This is a genomic window from Thermomonas sp. S9 (assembly GCF_024704365.1).
GTDB lineage: Bacteria > Pseudomonadota > Gammaproteobacteria > Xanthomonadales > Xanthomonadaceae > Thermomonas.
Genome location: NZ_JAJDFY010000001.1, coordinates 2649888 through 2668846, shown reverse-complemented (window position 1 = coordinate 2668846; position 18959 = coordinate 2649888). Strand labels below are relative to the sequence as shown.

11 protein-coding genes, 4 tRNA genes and 4 pseudogenes are annotated in these 18959 nt (G+C 66.6%); all 19 read left to right on the top strand.

Annotated features, from left to right (window positions below):
* Positions 1 to 17 precede the first annotated feature (17 nt).
* The 19 genes and pseudogenes from LJB71_RS13540 to rpsG all read left to right on the top strand — a co-directional run bounded on the left by LJB71_RS13540 (position 18) and on the right by rpsG (position 18849).
* Positions 18 to 768, top strand: a pseudogene (locus LJB71_RS13540) (TerC family protein).
* 37 nt (positions 769 to 805) lie between these two features.
* Positions 806 to 1702: a prolipoprotein diacylglyceryl transferase gene (lgt, locus tag LJB71_RS13535; RefSeq protein ID WP_259304576.1), complete on the top strand. Its 897-nt coding sequence runs from the start codon at positions 806 to 808 to the stop codon at positions 1700 to 1702.
* Positions 1699 to 2493, top strand: coding sequence for a thymidylate synthase (locus LJB71_RS13530; protein WP_259304575.1), 795 nt, complete (start codon positions 1699 to 1701; stop codon positions 2491 to 2493). Before lgt ends, LJB71_RS13530 begins: the two co-directional genes overlap by 4 nt.
* A gap of 22 nt (positions 2494 to 2515) precedes the next feature.
* A pseudogene (locus LJB71_RS13525) lies at positions 2516 to 3024 on the top strand (dihydrofolate reductase).
* 126 nt (positions 3025 to 3150) lie between these two features.
* A tRNA-Tyr gene (locus tag LJB71_RS13520) sits at positions 3151 to 3236 on the top strand.
* A 400-nt stretch (positions 3237 to 3636) separates the two neighbouring features.
* A tRNA-Gly gene (locus tag LJB71_RS13515) sits at positions 3637 to 3710 on the top strand.
* Between the two features lie 27 nt (positions 3711 to 3737).
* Positions 3738 to 3813: transfer RNA gene (locus LJB71_RS13510), tRNA-Thr, on the top strand.
* Positions 3814 to 3865: 52 nt separating this feature from the next.
* Entirely contained in the window at positions 3866 to 5056 is a 1191-nt protein-coding gene (gene tuf, locus LJB71_RS13505; RefSeq protein ID WP_259304567.1) for an elongation factor Tu, read from the top strand.
* Between the two features lie 100 nt (positions 5057 to 5156).
* Positions 5157 to 5232: transfer RNA gene (locus LJB71_RS13500), tRNA-Trp, on the top strand.
* Positions 5233 to 5285: 53 nt separating this feature from the next.
* Positions 5286 to 5669, top strand: a complete 384-nt coding sequence (secE, locus tag LJB71_RS13495; protein ID WP_259304574.1) for a preprotein translocase subunit SecE — start codon at positions 5286 to 5288, stop codon at positions 5667 to 5669.
* Between the two features lie 11 nt (positions 5670 to 5680).
* Positions 5681 to 6256: a transcription termination/antitermination protein NusG gene (nusG, locus tag LJB71_RS13490; protein ID WP_259304573.1), complete on the top strand. Its 576-nt coding sequence runs from the start codon at positions 5681 to 5683 to the stop codon at positions 6254 to 6256.
* 196 nt (positions 6257 to 6452) lie between these two features.
* Positions 6453 to 6882 (top strand): annotated as a pseudogene (gene rplK / locus LJB71_RS13485) (50S ribosomal protein L11).
* A 4-nt stretch (positions 6883 to 6886) separates the two neighbouring features.
* The gene (rplA, locus tag LJB71_RS13480) at positions 6887 to 7585 is read left to right on the top strand and encodes a 50S ribosomal protein L1 (RefSeq protein ID WP_259304572.1); all 699 of its coding nucleotides are present in this window, start codon (positions 6887 to 6889) and stop codon (positions 7583 to 7585) included.
* A 349-nt stretch (positions 7586 to 7934) separates the two neighbouring features.
* Complete coding sequence (gene rplJ / locus LJB71_RS13475; protein WP_259304571.1) at positions 7935 to 8471, top strand: 50S ribosomal protein L10; 537 nt, start codon at positions 7935 to 7937, stop codon at positions 8469 to 8471.
* A gap of 60 nt (positions 8472 to 8531) precedes the next feature.
* Positions 8532 to 8900, top strand: a complete 369-nt coding sequence (gene rplL / locus LJB71_RS13470; RefSeq protein WP_259304570.1) for a 50S ribosomal protein L7/L12 — start codon at positions 8532 to 8534, stop codon at positions 8898 to 8900.
* Positions 8901 to 9133: 233 nt separating this feature from the next.
* Positions 9134 to 13298 (top strand): annotated as a pseudogene (rpoB, locus tag LJB71_RS13465) (DNA-directed RNA polymerase subunit beta).
* Between the two features lie 71 nt (positions 13299 to 13369).
* Positions 13370 to 17587: a DNA-directed RNA polymerase subunit beta' gene (gene rpoC, locus LJB71_RS13460; protein WP_259304569.1), complete on the top strand. Its 4218-nt coding sequence runs from the start codon at positions 13370 to 13372 to the stop codon at positions 17585 to 17587.
* A 332-nt stretch (positions 17588 to 17919) separates the two neighbouring features.
* Complete coding sequence (gene rpsL, locus LJB71_RS13455) at positions 17920 to 18294, top strand: 30S ribosomal protein S12 (RefSeq protein WP_114959709.1); 375 nt, start codon at positions 17920 to 17922, stop codon at positions 18292 to 18294.
* A gap of 87 nt (positions 18295 to 18381) precedes the next feature.
* Positions 18382 to 18849: a 30S ribosomal protein S7 gene (gene rpsG / locus LJB71_RS13450; protein ID WP_114959708.1), complete on the top strand. Its 468-nt coding sequence runs from the start codon at positions 18382 to 18384 to the stop codon at positions 18847 to 18849.
* Positions 18850 to 18959 lie beyond the last annotated feature (110 nt).

The window sequence follows — 18959 nt, the reverse complement described above, 5'->3', positions numbered from 1 at the left end:
GTGATCGAGGGATGGGAATGGACTTGAGTTTCCTGGCTTCGCCGGATGCCTGGTTGACCCTGGTGACCCTGAGTGCGCTGGAGATCGTGCTCGGCATCGACAACCTGGTGTTCATTTCGATCGCGGTCAGCCGCCTGCCGGAGGAGCGCAAGCCGCTGGCGCGCCGGCTAGGGATCGCGGTGGCCTGCGTCACCCGCATCCTGCTGCTGGTGACGCTGGCGTTCCTGGCACGGATGTCGCAGGACCTGTTCCAACTGTTCGGCCAGGGCATCTCCATCCGCGATCTGGTGCTGATCCTGGGCGGCGCCTTCCTGCTGGTGAAGGGCGTGCTGGAGATCCGCGACCTGATCACCGGCGGCGAGGACGAGGATCCGCGCACCACGCGCGCCTCTGCGGTGTTTGCGCTGGTGATCGCGCAGATCGCGGTGATCGACATCGTGTTCTCGCTGGACTCGGTGATCACCGCGGTGGGGATCGCCGAGCACATCCCGATCATGGTCTTCGCCATCCTGGTGGCGGTGGGGGATCATGCTGCTGGCGGCCAACCCGCTGGGGCGCTTCATCGACGCCAACCCCACGGTCAAGATGCTGGCGCTGGCCTTCATTCTGCTGGTCGGCGCCGTGCTGGTGCTCGACGGGCTCGAGGTGCACGTGCCCAAGCCCTACATCTACTTCGCCATGGCCTTCTCGGTCCTGGTGGAGTGGCTGAACCTGCTGATGCGGCGCCGCGCGGCGGCCCACCGCATTCCCGGCGCCGGCGAGTGGTAGCGCGCCGGTCCCTCATGACCTACTGCCCATGGTTCCTATGCCGTACCTGCACCAGATCGACCCCATCGCCCTCTCGCTCGGACCGCTGAAGGTCCACTGGTACGGACTGATGTACCTGCTGGGTTTCGCCGTGGCCTGGTGGCTGGGGCGCCGCCGGGTGCGTGCCGGGCGCCTGCCGGGGGTGGACGACAACGGGTTCTCCGACCTGATGTTCTACGCCATGCTCGGCGTGGTGGTGGGCGGCCGGGTCGGCTACATGCTGTTCTACGATTTCGGCCCGTTCATCCATGACCCGCTGCTGCTGCTGCGGGTCTGGGAGGGCGGCATGAGCTTCCACGGCGGCCTGCTGGGCGTGCTCGCGGCGATCGCCTGGTGGTCGCGCCGGCACCACCTGCACTTCTTCGACACGGTCGATTTCATCGCGCCGCTGGTACCGGCCGGGCTGGGGTTCGGGCGCATCGGCAACTTCATCGGCGGCGAGTTGTGGGGCAAGCCGACCTACGGCACCGCGTTCGAGCGTCTGGGCGTGATTTTCCCGCGTTCGCTGCCGGAGCCGTTCGCCTCGATGGACGCGACCACCCTGCGCGCCCAGTACGAGGCCGGGCTGCTGGATGCGTTCGCGCGCCATCCCTCGCAGTTGTACCAGGCCACCCTGGAGGGGCTGGTGATGTTCTGCGTGCTGGTGTGGTATTCGCGCCGGCCGCGCCCGCGCTATGCGGTGTCCGGCCTGTTCGCGCTGCTGTACGGCTGCTTCCGCTTCCTGGTCGAGTTCGTGCGCGAGCCGGATGCCCAGCTCGGCTACCTCGCCTTCGGCTGGCTGACCATGGGCCAGTTGCTCAGCCTGCCGCTGATCCTGCTCGGCCTGTTCTGGCTGTGGAAGTCGCGCACGGCGCCGACCCTGAGGCCGGCCGCCGGCGCGGAGACGGCGCGGTGAGGCAGTACCTCGACCTGCTGGGCCACGTGCTGGAGCGCGGTACCGACAAGGCCGACCGCACCGGCACCGGCACTCGCAGCGTGTTCGGCTGGCAGATGCGCTTCGACCTGCGCGAAGGCTTCCCGCTGGTCACCACCAAAAAGTTGCACCTGCGCTCGATCATCCACGAGCTGCTGTGGTTCCTGCAGGGCAGCACCAACATCGCCTACCTGAAGGCCAACAAGGTTTCGATCTGGGACGAGTGGGCGGATGCGGACGGCGAGCTGGGGCCGGTGTATGGCAAGCAGTGGCGCAGCTGGGAAGGCGCTAACGGGCAGACCTTCGACCAGATCCGCTGGGTGGTCGAGGAAATCCGCCGCAATCCCGATTCGCGCCGTCTGATCGTCTCCGCCTGGAACGTGGCCGACCTGCCGAAGATGGCGCTGCAGCCCTGCCACACCCTGTTCCAATTCTATGTCGCGGATGGCCGCCTGAGCTGCCAGCTGTACCAGCGCAGCGGCGACATCTTCCTCGGCGTGCCGTTCAACATCGCCAGCTACGCGCTGCTGACCCATATGGTGGCGCAGGTGTGCGGGCTGGGCGTGGGCGATTTCGTGCATACCCTGGGCGATGCCCACCTGTATACCAACCACTTCGACCAGGCGCGCGCGCAGCTGGCGCGCCAGCCGCGCCCGCTGCCGGTGCTGAGGCTGAATCCGGATGTGCGTGACATCTTCGGCTTCCGCTACGAGGACATCGCGATCGAAGGCTATGATCCGTGGCCGGCGATCAAGGCGCCGGTGGCGGTGTGAGCCGACCATGCCTGCTGCCGATATGCGCCTCTCGCTGATCGCCGCGCTGGACCGCAACCGGGCCATCGGTCGCGGCAACGCCTTGCCCTGGCATTTGCCGGACGATTTCAAGCGGTTCAGATTGCTCACGCTGGGCAAGCCGGTGCTGATGGGGCGGCGTACCGCCGAGTCGCTGGGGCGGGCGTTGCCGGGGCGGCGCAACCTGGTGCTGACCCGTGGCGGGCAGGTGCCGTTCCCCGAGATGCAGGCGGTGGCCTCGCTGGAGCAGGCGCGCGCGCTCGCCGCCGAGGCGGGCGCCAGCGAGCTGTGCGTGATCGGCGGGGCGCAGGTGTACGCGCTGGCCCTGCCGCAGGCCACCCACCTGCATCTCACCTATGTCGAGACGGCGGTGGAGGGGCGGATGCGTTCTTCCCGCCGCTGCCGCCGGGACGCTGGCGGGAGGTCGGGCGCAGCGTGCATCCGGCGGATGCCGCGCACCCGCTGGCCTTCGCCTTCGTCGATTACGTGCGTGCGCCGCCCGCGGCCAGCTGAGGCGCCTGGGCCGGCCTGCGGGGCATCCGCGAAAAATCCCGGTGCGCCGTGTTGACATGGCTGCAAGTGGCGGCAACAATAACGGGCTCTTTGAGGGGCTTCACCGCCCCGCATCGAGAGATGTACGGAGGGATACCCAAGCGGCCAACGGGGGCAGACTGTAAATCTGCTGGCTTACGCCTTCGGTGGTTCGAATCCACCTCCCTCCACCAGCCTCAAGGGATTGTCGCTGGACCAGGTGTCGGGTTGTAGCAGGGTGCGGACTGGAGGTGGATGAGAGCCACCGCTGGTTCGACAGCAAGGCGTCAGCCTTGCTGAGCGCGCCGAAGGCGCGGCCCGGAGGGCCAAGGCGCGTAGCGCCGCCGCCATCCACCTCCCTCCACCAGCCTCAAGGGATTGTCGCTGGACCAGGTGTCGGGTTGTAGCAGGGTGCGGACTGGAGGTGGATGAGAGCCACCGCTGGTTCGACAGCAAGGCGTCAGCCTTGCTGAGCGCGCCGAAGGCGCGGCCCGGAGGGCCAAGGCGCGTAGCGCCGCCGCCATCCACCTCCCTCCACCAGCTCCAAGATCGCCGGCCTTACCAGCCGGGGATGCAACAAGCAGGGCTCCCGGTGCGGGAGTAGTTCAATGGTAGAACTGTAGCCTTCCAAGCTACTAGCGCGGGTTCGATTCCCGTCTCCCGCTCCACCATTGCACGGCCCTGTCGTAAAACCTGCTCACGTAGCTCAGTCGGTAGAGCACCTCCTTGGTAAGGAGGAGGTCGATGGTTCGATTCCATTCGTGAGCACCATTATTCGCAACCTCACGCCTGTCGCGGCAGGCAAACCCAACGAGACGCAGTCATGGCAAAGGGTAAGTTCGAGCGCACCAAGCCCCACGTGAACGTGGGCACGATTGGCCACGTGGACCACGGCAAGACGACGCTGACGGCGGCGCTGACGAAGGTGGGCGCGGAGCGTTTCGGTGGTGAGTTCAAGGCGTACGACGCGATCGACGCGGCGCCGGAAGAGAAGGCGCGCGGGATTACGATCTCGACCGCGCACGTGGAATACGAGAGCCCGACGCGCCACTATGCGCACGTGGACTGCCCCGGCCACGCCGACTACGTGAAGAACATGATCACGGGTGCGGCGCAGATGGACGGCGCGATTCTGGTGTGCTCGGCGGCGGACGGCCCGATGCCGCAGACCCGAGAGCACATCCTGCTGTCGCGGCAGGTGGGCGTGCCGTACATCGTGGTCTACCTGAACAAGGCGGACATGGTGGACGACAAGGAGCTGCTGGAGCTGGTGGAGATGGAGGTCCGCGAGCTGCTGAGCAAGTACGACTTCCCGGGCGACGACACCCCGATCATTGCGGGTTCGGCGCGCCTGGCGCTGGAAGGCGACCAGTCGGAGATCGGCGTGCCGTCGATCATCAAGCTGGTGGATGCGCTGGACACCTGGATTCCGGAGCCGGAGCGTGCGATCGACAAGCCGTTCCTGATGCCGGTGGAGGACGTGTTCTCGATCTCGGGCCGGGGCACCGTGGTGACCGGGCGCATTGAGCGTGGCGTGATCAAGGTGGGCGACGAAATCGAGATCGTGGGCATCCGTCCGACCCAGAAGACGACGGTGACCGGCGTGGAGATGTTCCGCAAGCTGCTGGATCAGGGCCAGGCGGGCGACAACGCGGGTCTGCTGCTGCGCGGCACCAAGCGTGACGAGGTGGAGCGCGGCCAGGTGCTGTGCAAGCCGGGTTCGATCACCCCGCACACCGAGTTCGAGGCGGAGGTGTATGTGCTGTCGAAGGACGAGGGTGGTCGCCACACGCCGTTCTTCAAGGGGTATCGTCCGCAGTTCTACTTCCGCACGACCGACATTACGGGTGCGGTGGAGCTGCCGGAGGGCACCGAGATGGTGATGCCGGGCGACAACGTGAAGATGAAGGTGACGCTGATCAACCCGGTGGCGATGGACGAGGGCCTGCGCTTCGCGATCCGCGAGGGCGGCCGCACCGTCGGCGCCGGCGTGGTGTCCAAGATCCTCAAGTGAGCCCCTGCGTTTCCCCCGTTTCCGCCTGCGGGAACGGGCTGGGGTGAAGGCAGGCGGCGCAAGCCGCCGTTGCCTTTTTCGGGAACAGTGCAGTTTCGATACGCCAGTAGCTCAATTGGCAGAGCAGCGGTCTCCAAAACCGCAGGTTGGGGGTTCGAGTCCCTCCTGGCGTGCCACCTCCCGGAGCGCCCGCGCATTCCGGGCCAGTAAGCCCAGAGAGAGTCGCGCCTTGACCAGCAATTCGCTGCCCCGTCCGTCCGCAGGTTCCGCGGACATCGTCAAGTACGTGCTGGCCGCGCTGCTGGTCGCGGCGGGCGTGTTCGTCTATTACTGGTTCGATGATGGTGTGCTGCCAGGCGTGGTGCGGGTACTGGCTGTGCTGGCGGGGCTGGGGCTGGGTGGCTGGGTGTTCCTGCTGACCGGCGCGGGCAGGCGGGTGCGCGAGTTCCTGTCCGAGTCCCGCTTCGAGCTGCGCAAGGTGGTCTGGCCGACCCGTCAGGAGGCGACCCGGACGATGTGGATCGTGGTCATCGCGGTCATCGCCATCAGCCTGATCCTGGCGGCCTTCGACTGGGTCATCCAGCTTGGCGTCAAGACGCTGCTTGGTTCCTGATGGAGAATGCCGTGAGCAATACCGAAGTCCACAAGCGCTGGTACGTGGTGCACGCCTATTCCGGCTTCGAGAAGTCGGTGGCGCAGGCCCTGCGCGACCGCATCGCGCGGATGGGCATGCAGGATCGCTTCGGCGAGGTGCTGGTGCCCACCGAGGAAGTGGTGGAGATGCGTGCCGGGCAGAAGCGCCGTTCCGAGCGCAAGTTCTTCCCGGGCTACGTGCTGGTGCAGATCGCCACCCATGTCGAGGATGGCATCCCGCGCATGGACAATGAGTCCTGGCATCTGGTCAAGGAAACCCCGAAGGTGATGGGGTTCATCGGCGGCACCGCCGACCGCCCATTGCCGATCCGCGACGAGGAGGCCGATGCCATCCTGCAGCGCGTGCAGGACGGCGTCGAGAAGCCGAAGCCGAAGGTCCTGTTCGAACCGGGTCAGATGGTGCGGGTGGTGGATGGCCCGTTCAACGACTTCAATGGCGTGGTCGAGGAGATCAACTACGAGAAGAGCCGCCTGCGGGTGGCGGTGCTGATCTTTGGTCGATCCACCCCCGTCGAACTGGAGTTCGGGCAGGTCGAGAAGGCCTGATCTGGACGCCGCTGCCGCGGGGCTGCTATACTTATCGGCTCCCTCTCGGGAGCAACCGCAGCCGGCCGCCGCGTGCGGCCGTTGCCGCCAATGGAATTTCCGCCGTGCGATGCCGGGACGCGCGGTGGCTGGATGATCGTTCCCGGTCCGATGGGGAGCCTGCACGCCAGGCGTTTGCACCCGGAGACTCCCGAAAATGGCAAAGAAAGTAGTCGGCTACATCAAGCTGCAGGTCAAGGCCGGGCAGGCCAACCCGAGCCCGCCGGTCGGTCCCGCGCTGGGCCAGCGCGGCCTGAACATCATGGAGTTCTGCAAGGCGTTCAACGCCGCGACCTCCAAGCTCGAGCCGGGTCTGCCGACCCCGGTCATCATCACGGCCTATTCCGACCGTACCTTCACCTTCGTCACCAAGAGCACGCCGGCCACGGTGCTGCTGAAGAAGGCGGCCGGCATCACTTCCGGCTCCAAGCGCCCGAACACCGAGAAGGTGGGCAAGGTCACCCGCAAGCAGGCTCGAGGACATCGCCAAGGCGAAGGAGCCCGATCTGACCGCGGCCGACCTCGACGCGGCGGTGCGCACGATCGCGGGCTCGGCCCGTTCCATGGGTCTGGTGGTGGAGGGTTGAGACGATGGCACTGAACAAGCGACAGAAGGCGATCCAGGCCGCGACCGTCCCCGGCAAGGCCTATGCGATCGATGAAGCCCTGAAGATCGTCAAGGAGCACAGCAAGGCCAGGTTCGTCGAGGCGATCGACGTGGCCGTGCGCCTGGGCGTGGATGCCAAGAAGTCCGACCAGCAGGTGCGTGGCTCCACCGTGCTGCCGGCGGGCACCGGCAAGTCCGTGCGCGTGGCGGTGTTCTGCCCGGCGGGCGCCAAGGCCGACGAGGCCCTGGCCGCTGGCGCCGACGTGGTGGGCATGGACGATCTGGCGGAGAAGATGACCGCCGGCGACCTGAACTACGACGTGGTGATCGCCACCCCGGACGCGATGCGCGTGGTCGGCAAGCTCGGCCAGGTGCTGGGCCCGCGCGGCCTGATGCCGAACCCGAAGGTCGGTACCGTGTCGCCGAACCCGGCCGAGGCGGTGAAGAACGCCAAGGCGGGCCAGGTGCGCTACCGCACCGACAAGGCCGGCATCATCCACTGCACCATCGGCAAGGCCAATTTCGAGAACGATGCGCTGAAGGGCAATCTGCAGGCGCTGCTGCTGGACCTGATCAAGGCCAAGCCGGCGGCCTCGAAGGGCACCTACCTGCAGAAGATTTCGCTCAGCTCCACCATGGGCCCCGGTGTCACCGTGGACCAGGCTTCGCTGAGCCTGAAGTAATGCTGCAAGCCGCGTCGTCCCGGCGGCGCGGTGCTTCGAAATTTTGAAGGCCCCGCCGCGATCCGTCGCGGCGGAAGCCGTCAAAGACCGCAGGTGCGGTCCGCGCGTGGCAACGACGGGCAGGGATGCTCACACGGCATGGAATCGCCGTTGCCGAAGGCGGGATCGCTTAATCCACCCCCGTGAGGGGGGCCTGCGTAGATGGTGATGCCCTTCTGGAATGTTTTGGACCAAGACAGCTCTGGATGGCCACCGCCGGGATGACCTTACATCCCCGATGCCACGGACCGGCATTGCCCAGGACCGCCAGCGGCAGGAGCCGCGGGCGGCGTTCAATCGAGGAGTGACTATGGCTCTCAATCTGTCCCAGAAACAGGATGTTGTCGCACAGGTGGCGCAAGTCGCCGCCACCGCGCACTCCCTGGTCGCGGCCGAGTACGCCGGCACCACGGTCGAGCAGATGACCGCGATGCGCAAGAAGGCCCGCGAGACGGGCGTGTTCCTGAAGGTTGTGAAGAACACGCTGGCCGTGCGCGCCGTCACCGGCACCGAGTACGAAGTGGCGAAGGATTCCCTCGTGGGTCCGCTGCTGTACGCGTTCTCGACCGAGGAACCCGGCGCCGCCGGGCGTCTGATCAAGGAGTTCGCGAAGGGCAACGACAAGCTGCAGCCCAAGGTCGTCGTCGTCGGTGGCCAGCAGTACCCGGCCAGCCACGTCGAGGTCCTGGCATCCCTGCCGACCCGCGACCAGGCCCTTGCCATGCTGGCCCGCGTGCTGGCCGAGCCGGCGGCGATGTTCGCCCGCGCGGTCAAGGCCGTCGCCGACAAGCAGGGCGGTGGCGATGTGGCCCCGGTGGAAGCCGGGGCACAGGCCGAGCCGGCCTGATGCGCGTCCGATCCTGACAACGTTCCCCATCCAAACGAAACATATCCAGAGGTAATCGCAATGTCCCTGACCAACGAGCAGATCGTCGACGCCATCGCCGCCAAGTCGCTGATGGAAGTGATGGAGCTGGTGAAGGCCATCGAAGAGAAGTTCGGTGTCTCCGCCGCCGCCCCGGTGATGGCCGTCGCCGCCGCCGGTCCGGTCGCCGCCGTCGAAGAGCAGACCGAGTTCAACGTCATCCTGAAGACCGCCGGCGACAAGAAGGTGGAGGTGATCAAGGCTGTCCGCGCCATCACCGGCCTGGGCCTGAAGGAAGCCAAGGACCTCACCGAGGCCGGTGGCACCGTGAAGGAAGGCGTGTCGAAGGAAGACGCCGAGAAGATGAAGAAGGACCTCGAGGCCGCCGGCGCGACCGTCGAGATCAAGTAATCGGTCCTTGCGTCGCCGGGCTGCACATGCTGGCGACCACCAAAGGCTGGGGGCGGAAGCCTCCGGCCTTTGGCCGTTGTGGAAACCGTTGTTGCAGAACCACCGAGTTGGCAGTCGGAAGTAGCGGGAGAGGGCGTGCTGGTGCCGGCAATACCAGCGACTTCCCACTGTCAGTTCCTGTATTTCCCCGCCGGCCGCGGATACGCGGCCGAACATGACGAGGCGCACGCGACATGACTACCGCCAAGCAGTATTCGTTCACCGAGAAAAAGCGCATCCGCAAGGACTTCGGCAAGCGCCGTTCGATCCTCGAGGTGCCCTACCTGCTCGCCATCCAGATGGACTCCTACCGCGAGTTCCTGCAGGAGAACGTCGAGCCCTCCAAGCGCGAGGACAAGGGCCTGCACGCCGCGCTGAAGTCGGTGTTCCCGATCGTGAGCTACAGCGGCAATGCTGCGCTGGAATACGTCGGCTACAAGCTGGGCGAGCCGGCCTTCGACGAGCGCGAGTGCCGCACCCGCGGCCTGTCCTACGGCGCCCCGCTGCGGGTCACTGTGCGCCTGGTCATCTATGACCGCGAGTCGTCCACCAAGGCGATCAAGTACGTGAAGGAGCAGGAGGTCTACATGGGCGAGATCCCGCTCATGACCGACAACGGCACCTTCATCGTCAACGGCACCGAGCGCGTCATCGTCTCCCAGCTGCACCGCTCGCCGGGCGTGTTCTTCGACCACGACCGCGGCAAGACCCACAGCTCGGGCAAGCTGCTGTTCTCCGCGCGCGTGATCCCCTACCGCGGCTCCTGGCTTGACTTCGAGTTCGACCCCAAGGACGCGCTGTACACCCGCATCGACCGCCGCCGCAAGCTGCCGGTGAGCGTGCTGCTGCGCGCGCTGGGCTACTCCAACGAGGAGATGCTGGCGGAGTTCTTCGACATCAATACCTTCCACATCGAAGCGGAAGGCGTGCAGTTGGAGCTGGTGCCCGAGCGCCTGCGTGGCGAGACCCTCGACTTCGACCTGGCGGATGGCGACAAGGTGATCGTCGAGGCGGGCAAGCGCATCACCGCGCGCCACATCAAGCAACTCGAGGCGGCCGGCGTGTCCGCGCTGGCGGTGCCGGACGACTACATCGCCGGGCGCATCCTGGCGCATGACGTGGTCGACCCGAAGACCGGCGAGCTGCTGGCGAATGCGAACGACGAGATCAGCCTGGAGACGCTGGAGAAGCTGCGCAAGGCCGGCATCGCCAGCGTGGGCACCTTGTGGGTGAACGACCTCGACCGCGGCCCGTACCTGTCCAACACCCTGCGCATCGACCCGACCAAGACCCAGTTGGAAGCGCTGGTCGAGATCTACCGCATGATGCGCCCGGGCGAGCCGCCGACCAAGGATGCTGCGCAGAACCTGTTCCACAACCTGTTCTTCACCTTCGAGCGCTACGACCTGTCGGCCGTGGGCCGGATGAAGTTCAACCGCCGCCTGGGCCGCAAGGAGGTCACCGGCGCGCCGGTGCTGTTCGACGCCAAGTACTTCGCCGACCGCAAGGACGAGGAGTCGGTACGCCTGCGCGAGATGACCGGCGGCGTCGGTTCCGACATCCTCGACGTAATCCGCGTGCTGTGCGAGATCCGTAACGGCCGCGGCGTGGTGGACGATATCGACCACCTCGGCAACCGTCGCGTGCGCAGCGTGGGCGAGATGGCCGAGAACACCTTCCGCGTCGGTCTGGTGCGCGTGGAGCGCGCGGTCAAGGAACGCCTGTCGATGGCCGAGTCCGAGGGCCTGACCCCGCAGGAGCTGATCAACGCCAAGCCGGTGGCGGCGGCGATGAAGGAGTTCTTCGGTTCCTCGCAGCTGTCGCAGTTCATGGACCAGAACAACCCGCTGTCGGAGGTCACCCACAAGCGCCGCGTCTCCGCGCTCGGCCCGGGCGGCCTGACCCGCGAGCGCGCCGGCTTCGAGGTGCGCGACGTGCACCCGACCCACTACGGCCGCGTGTGCACCATCGAGACCCCGGAAGGCCCGAACATCGGCCTGATCAACTCGCTGGCGGTGTTCGCCCGCACCAACAAGTACGGGTTCCTGGAGACTCCGTACCGCAAGGTGGTGGACGGCCGCGTCACCGACGAGGTCGAGTACCTGTCGGCGATCGAGGAGAACGAGTACGTGATCGCGCAGGCCAACGCGCCGCGCGATGCCAAGGGTAATATCACCGCGCAGTTCGTGGCCTGCCGTTTCCAGGGCGAGAACCTGCTGAAGCCGCCGAGCGAGATCCACTTCATGGACGTCTCGCCGATGCAGACCGTGTCGGTGGCGGCGGCGCTGGTGCCGTTCCTGGAGCACGACGACGCCAATCGCGCGCTGATGGGCGCCAACATGCAGCGCCAGGCCGTTCCGACCCTGCGCGCGCAGAAGCCGCTGGTCGGCACCGGCATCGAGCGTGCAGTGGCGCGTGACTCCGGTGTCACCGTGAACGCCCGCCGCGGCGGCGTGGTCGAGCAGATCGATGCCGCGCGCATCGTGGTCAAGGTCAACGAGGCCGAGATCTCGGGCGAAACCGATGCCGGCGTGGACATCTACTCGCTGGTCAAGTACACCCGCAGCAACCAGAACACCTGCATCAACCAGCGCCCGCTGGTGAACGTGGGTGATCGGGTCGAGCGCGGCGACGTGCTGGCCGACGGCCCGTCCACCGACATCGGCGAGCTGGCCCTGGGCCAGAACATGCTGGTCGCGTTCATGCCGTGGAACGGCTACAACTTCGAGGACTCGATCCTGCTCTCCGAGCGCGTGGTCGAGGAGGATCGCTACACCACGATCCACATCGAGGAGCTGACCGTCCAGGCCCGCGACACCAAACTGGGGCCGGAGGAAATCTCGGCCGACATCCCGAACGTCTCCGAGCAGGCGTTGTCGCGCCTGGACGAGTCCGGCGTGGTGTACATCGGCGCCGAGGTCCGCGCCGGCGACATCCTGGTCGGCAAGGTGACCCCGAAGGGCGAGAGCCAGCTGACCCCCGAAGAGAAGCTGCTGCGCGCGATCTTCGGCGAGAAGGCCTCGGACGTGAAGGACAGCTCGCTGCGCGTGCCCTCGGGCATGGATGGCGTGGTGATCGACGTCCAGGTGTTCACCCGCGACGGCATCGAGAAGGACAAGCGCGCGCGCCAGATCGAGGAAAACGAGATCCGCCGCGTCAAGAAGGACTTCGACGACCAGTACCGCATCCTCGAGAATGCCATCTACGCCCGCCTGCGCGAGCAGCTGCTGGGCAAGGTCGCCAACGGCGGTCCCGGCGTGAAGAAGGGCGACACCGTGTCGTCGCTGGTGCTGGACGGGCTGAAGAAGTCCGACTGGCTGCAGCTGCGGATGAAGGACGACGACGCGGCCGATGCCATCGAGCGCGCCGCCAAGCAGGCTCGAGGCGCACCAGAAGGAGTTCGACAAGCGCTTCGCCGACAAGCGCGCCAAGATCATGCAGGGCGACGACCTCGCCCCGGGCGTGCTGAAGATGGTCAAGGTGTTCCTGGCGGTGAAGCGCCGGATCCAGCCGGGCGACAAGATGGCCGGCCGCCACGGCAACAAGGGCGTGGTGTCCAAGATCGTGCCGGTCGAGGACATGCCGTACATGGCCGATGGCCAGACCGTGGACATCGTGCTGAACCCGCTGGGCGTGCCGAGCCGAATGAACATCGGCCAGGTGCTGGAAGTGCACCTGGGCCTGGCGGCCAAGGGGCTGGGCCAGAAGATCCAGCGCATGCTGGACGCGCAGGCCAAGGTGGCCGAGCTGCGCAAGTTCCTCGACGAGATCTACAACCACGACCGCAAGACCCACGTCGAGCGGGTGGATCTGTCGCAGTTCAGCGACGAGGAGCTGCTGGCGATGGCGAAGAACCTGACCGACGGCGTGCCGATGGCCACGCCGGTGTTCGATGGCGCTACCGAAGCCGAGATCAAGGCGATGCTGAAGCTGGCCGACCTGCCGAAGTCCGGCCAGGTCCAGCTGTACGACGGCCGCACCGGCGAGGCATTCGACCGCAAGACCACGGTCGGCTACATGCACATGCTGAAGCTGAACCACTTGGTGGACGACAAGATGCATGCGCGTTCGACCGGCCCGTACTCGCTGGTCACCCAGCAGCCGCTGGGCGGCAAGGCGCAGTTCGGCGGCCAGCGCTTCGGCGAGATGGAAGTCTGGGCGCTGGAAGCCTACGGCGCGGCCTACACCCTGCAGGAAATGCTGACGGTGAAGTCCGACGACGTGCAGGGCCGCAACCAGATGTACAAGAACATCGTCGACGGCAAGTACGAGATGGTGGCCGGCATGCCGGAGTCCTTCAACGTGCTGGTGAAGGAAATCCGTAGCCTGGCCATCAACATGGAACTCGAGGAGCACTGAGTTTCGCGACGGCGCGGCGTTGAAGCCGCGCCGCACCGCAAGACCCATTGCCCCCGACCCGGAGAATCCCAATGAAAGATTTGCTCAACCTCTTCAACCAGCAGCGCCAGACGCTGGACTTCGACGCGATCAAGATCGCGCTGGCCAGCCCGGACCTGATCCGCTCGTGGTCGTACGGCGAGGTGAAGAAGCCCGAGACCATCAATTACCGCACCTTCAAGCCGGAGCGCGACGGCCTGTTCTGCGCCGCCATCTTCGGCCCGATCAAGGACTACGAGTGCCTGTGCGGCAAGTACAAGCGCATGAAGCACCGCGGCGTGGTGTGCGAGAAGTGCGGCACCGAGGTGACCCTGGCCAAGGTTCGCCGCGAGCGCATGGGTCACATCGACCTGGCCTCGCCGGTCGCGCACATCTGGTTCCTGAAGTCGCTGCCCTCGCGCATCGGGTTGATGCTGGACATGACCCTGCGCGACATCGAGCGCATCCTCTATTTCGAGGCATACGTGGTCACCGAGCCGGGTCTGACCCCGCTCGAGCGCGGCACGCTCCTCAACGAAGAGGAATACATGAAGGCGCGCCAGGAGCACGGCGATGACTTCGATGCGGCGATGGGCGCGGAGGCGGTCTACGACCTGCTGCGCACGATCGACCTGCAGAGCGAGATGGTGCAGCTGAAGGAGGAGATCGCCTCCACCAACAGCGAGACCAAGCTCAAGCGCCTGACCAAGCGGATCAAGCTGATCGAGGCCTTCATCGAGTCCGGCAACCGCCCGGAGTGGATGGTCATGACCGTCCTGCCGGTGCTGCCGCCGGACCTGCGCCCGCTGGTGCCGCTGGACGGCGGCCGCTTCGCGACCTCCGACCTGAACGACCTGTACCGCCGCGTCATCAACCGCAACAACCGCCTGCGCCGCCTGCTGGAGCTGAACGCGCCCGACATCATCGTGCGCAACGAGAAGCGCATGCTGCAGGAATCGGTGGACGCGCTGATGGACAACGGCCGCCGCGGCCGCGCCATCACCGGCACTAACAAGCGCCCGCTGAAGTCGCTGGCCGACATGATCAAGGGCAAGCAGGGCCGCTTCCGCCAGAACCTGCTCGGCAAGCGCGTGGACTACTCCGGCCGTTCGGTCATCGTGGTCGGTCCGTACCTCAAGCTGCACCAGTGCGGCCTGCCGAAGAAGATGGCGCTGGAGCTGTTCAAGCCCTTCATCTTCGCCAAGCTGCAGGCGCGCGGCCTCGCCACCACCATCAAGGCGGCGAAGAAGCTGGTCGAGCGTGAGGAAGCCGAGGTGTGGGACATCCTCGAGGAGGTCATCCGCGAGCACCCGGTGCTGCTGAACCGCGCCCCGACCCTGCACCGCCTCGGCATCCAGGCGTTCGAGCCGGTGCTGATCGAGGGCAAGGCGATCCAGCTGCACCCGCTGGTCTGCACCGCGTTCAACGCCGACTTCGACGGCGACCAGATGGCCGTGCACGTGCCGCTGTCGCTGGAAGCCCAGCTGGAAGCGCGCGCGCTGATGATGGCGTCCAACAACATCCTGTCGCCGGCCAACGGCGAGCCGATCATCGTGCCGTCGCAGGACGTGGTGCTGGGCCTGTACTACATGACCCGCGCGCTGGAGAACAAGGCGGGCGAGGGCATGGTGTTCGCCAACATCGCCGAGGTGAAGCGCGCCTACGACAATCGCGTGGTCGAGCTGCACGCCAAGTGCAAGGTGCGCATCACCGAGACCGTGATCGCCGAGGACGGCAGCCGCAGCCAGCAGACCTCGATCGTGGACACCACGGTCGGGCGCGCGCTGCTGCGCGAGATCCTGCCGGAGGGCCTGCCGTTCGCGCTGGTGAACGTGGAGCTGACCAAGAAGGCGATCAGCCGCCTGATCAACAGCTGCTACCGCATGCTGGGCCTCAAGGACACCGTGGTGTTCGCCGACAAGCTGATGTACACCGGCTTCGCCTACGCCACCCGCGCGGGCGTGTCGATCGGCATCGACGACATGACCATCCCGCTCGAGAAGAAGGCGATCCTGGACGAGGCCGAGGCCGAGGTGCTGGAGATCCAGCAGCAGTACCAGTCGGGCCTGGTCACCGCCGGCGAGCGCTACAACAAGGTCGTGGACATCTGGTCGCGCACCAACGAGCGCGTCGCCAAGGCGATGATGGACACCATCGGCACCGAGAAGGTGGTCAACGCCAAGGGCGAGACCATCGACCAGAAGTCGATGAACTCCATCTACATCATGGCCGACTCCGGCGCGCGTGGTTCGCAGGCGCAGATCCGCCAGCTGGCCGGCATGCGCGGCCTGATGGCCAAGCCGGACGGCTCGATCATCGAGACCCCGATCACCTCGAACTTCCGCGAGGGCCTGAACGTCCAGCAGTACTTCATCTCGACCCACGGCGCGCGCAAGGGCCTGGCGGACACCGCGCTGAAGACCGCGAACTCCGGCTACCTGACCCGGCGCCTGGTGGACGTGGCCCAGGACGTGGTGATCACCGAGTCCGACTGCGGCACCCTGGCCGGCCTGACCCTGACTCCGATCGTGGAAGGCGGCGACGTGGTCGAGCCGCTGAAGGACCGCGTGCTGGGCCGGATCGTGGCCGAGGACGTGTTCCTGCCGGGCAACGACGAGGATCCGTTCATCACCCGCAACACCCTGATCGACGAGCAGTGGGCGCAGAAGCTCGAGGACGCCGGCGTGCAGGTGATCAAGGTGCGCAGCACCATCACCTGCGAGGCCTCGTTCGGCGTGTGCGCGCACTGCTACGGCCGTGACCTCGGCCGCGGCCACCTGGTGAACCACGGCGAAGCGGTCGGCGTGGTCGCCGCGCAGTCGATCGGCGAGCCCGGCACCCAGCTGACCATGCGTACGTTCCACATCGGTGGCGCGGCGTCGCGTGCGGCGGCGATCGACAACGTGACGGTGAAGACCACCGGTTCGGTGAAGTTCAACAACCTGAAGTTCGTCAAGCACGCGGAAGGCCACCTGGTGGCGGTCTCGCGTTCGGGCGAGCTGTCGGTGCTGGACACCCACGGCCGCGAGCGCGAGCGCTACAAGCTGCCCTACGGCGCCACCCTGCAGGTGCAGGACGGCGGCGAGGTCAAGGCCGGCCAGACCGTCGCCAACTGGGATCCGCACAACCACCCGATCGTCTCGGAAGTGGCGGGTTTCATCCGCTTCGTCGACTTCGTCGATGGCGTCACCGTGATCGAGAAGACCGACGACCTCACCGGCCTGGCGTCGCGCGAGATCACCGATCCCAAGCGCCGCGGCAACCAGGGCAAGGACCTGCGCCCGCTGGTGCGGATCGTGGACAAGAACGGCAAGGACCTCACCATCCCGGGGACCGACCTGCCGGCGCAGTACATGCTGCCGCCACGCTCGATCGTCAACCTGCAGGACGGCGCGCCGGTCGGCGTGGGTGACGTGGTCGCCAAGATTCCGCAGGAAGCATCGAAGACCCGCGACATCACCGGCGGTCTGCCGCGCGTGGCCGATCTGTTCGAGGCGCGCAAGCCAAAGGACCCGGCGATCCTGGCCGAGATCTCCGGCGTGGTCAGCTTCGGCAAGGAGACCAAGGGCAAGCAGCGCCTGGTGATCAAGAGTGCCGACGGCACCGAGCACGAGGAGCTGATTCCGAAGTACCGCCAGATCATCGTGTTCGAGGGCGAGCACGTCGAGAAGGGCGAGACCGTGGTGGATGGCGAGCCGAGCCCGCAGGACATCCTGCGCCTGAAGGGCGTCGAGGAGTTGGCCGCCTACCTGGTCAAGGAGATCCAGGACGTCTACCGCCTGCAGGGCGTGAAGATCAACGACAAGCACATCGAAGTGATCATCCGCCAGATGCTGCGCAAGGTCGAGATCGTGGACCAGGGCGATTCGAAGTTCCTCAACGGCGAGCAGGTCGAGCGCCAGCGCGCGATCGAGGAGAACGAGCGCCTGTCGCGCAAGGGCGAGATCACGGCGAAGTTCGAGCCGGTGCTGCTGGGGATCACCAAGGCCTCGCTGGCGACCGAGTCGTTCATCTCCTCGGCCTCGTTCCAGGAGACCACCCGCGTCCTCACCGAGGCGGCAGTGCGCGGCACCCGCGACACCCTGCGCGGCCTGAAGGAGAACGTGATCGTGGGTCGCCTGATCCCGGCCGGTACCGGTCTGGCCTACCACAGCCAGCGCCGCAAGCAGGCCTCCGGGCTGACCGAGGCCGAAATGGCGACGCTGGCGGGCGAACCCGCGGCGGAGACCGTCGAGGCCGAGGCGTCGGCGGGCGGGGCGGCCGGCGAGTAAGCCGGCCGGTCGCCGCGCCCCGTCCGGGAATCCTGGGCGGGGCTTGCTTCAGGGCCGCGGAGCGTGTATGCTTCCGCGGCTTTTGATGGCCTGGCGCCATCCAGATCACCAAATGAGGACGCAGGACGCGCCTCGTGTTGGGTCCAGGACGGACGGGATCGCAGATCAATCACGTCCGGTCGCTGCTGCGGAAGGCGTGGTTTTTCGACATGGCTGCGTTTGACCGCAAGGTCCTGCGCCGGCCGTGTTTTTGTTTTGGTCGGCCGGCTTGCGCAAGCATCCGGCTGCGTTTGTCTCCATATGGGCCTTGCGCCCGCCAATTGAGCCCCGAAATGGCAACGATCAACCAGCTCGTGCGCAAGCCGCGCAGCCCGGAAACCTACAAGAGCGCCTCCCCGGCGCTGGCGAACTGCCCGCAGCGTCGCGGCGTTTGCACCCGCGTGTACACCACTACCCCGAAGAAGCCGAACTCGGCGCTGCGCAAGGTGGCCAAGGTGCGTCTGACCAACGGCTACGAGGTCATCTCGTACATCGGCGGCGAGGGGCACAACCTGCAGGAGCACAGCGTAGTGCTGATCCGTGGCGGCCGCGTCAAGGATCTGCCGGGCGTGCGCTACCACACCGTGCGCGGCTCGCTCGATGCCGCCGGCGTCGCCAAGCGCAAGCAGGCGCGCTCGAAGTACGGCGCCAAGCGTCCGAAGTCGTAAGAGGCGGGCCGTCCCGGCAGCGTCCGGAGACAGGTTCATCCACGCAGATCAACGGTGGGCTGGCGCCCGCCCCACGAGAGAAGCAACATGTCCCGTAAAGGCAATACCCCGCAGCGTTCGGTGCTGCCGGATCCGAAGCACGGAAGCGAAACCATCGCCCGCTTCATCAACATGGTGATGCAGAGCGGCAAGAAGTCGGTTGCCGAGAAGATCGTGTACGGCGCGATGGATGTCATCAGCGAAAAGAACCCGAACGCGCTCGAACTGGTCGAGAAGGCGCTGGGCAACGTCGCCCCAGCGGTCGAGGTGAAGTCCCGCCGCGTTGGCGGCGCCACCTACCAGGTGCCGGTCGAAGTGCGCGCCTCGCGTCGCATGGCGCTGGCGATGCGCTGGCTGATCGAGTCCGCGCGCAAGCGTGGCGAGAACAGCATGCCGCGCAAGTTGGCCGGCGAGCTGATCGATGCCTCCGAGAACCGCGGCGGCGCGATCAAGAAGCGCGAGGAAACCCACCGCATGGCCGACGCCAACAAGGCGTTCGCCCACTACCGCTGGTAATCCCGGCGGGATTGCGGGTGCGGCGGAATCGTCCGTCGCCCGCGCCGCGGCCCTGGACGGGGCGCGACACTCCGGATGCCGCCGCGAGGCGGTCTTCGGTCATTCTGAAA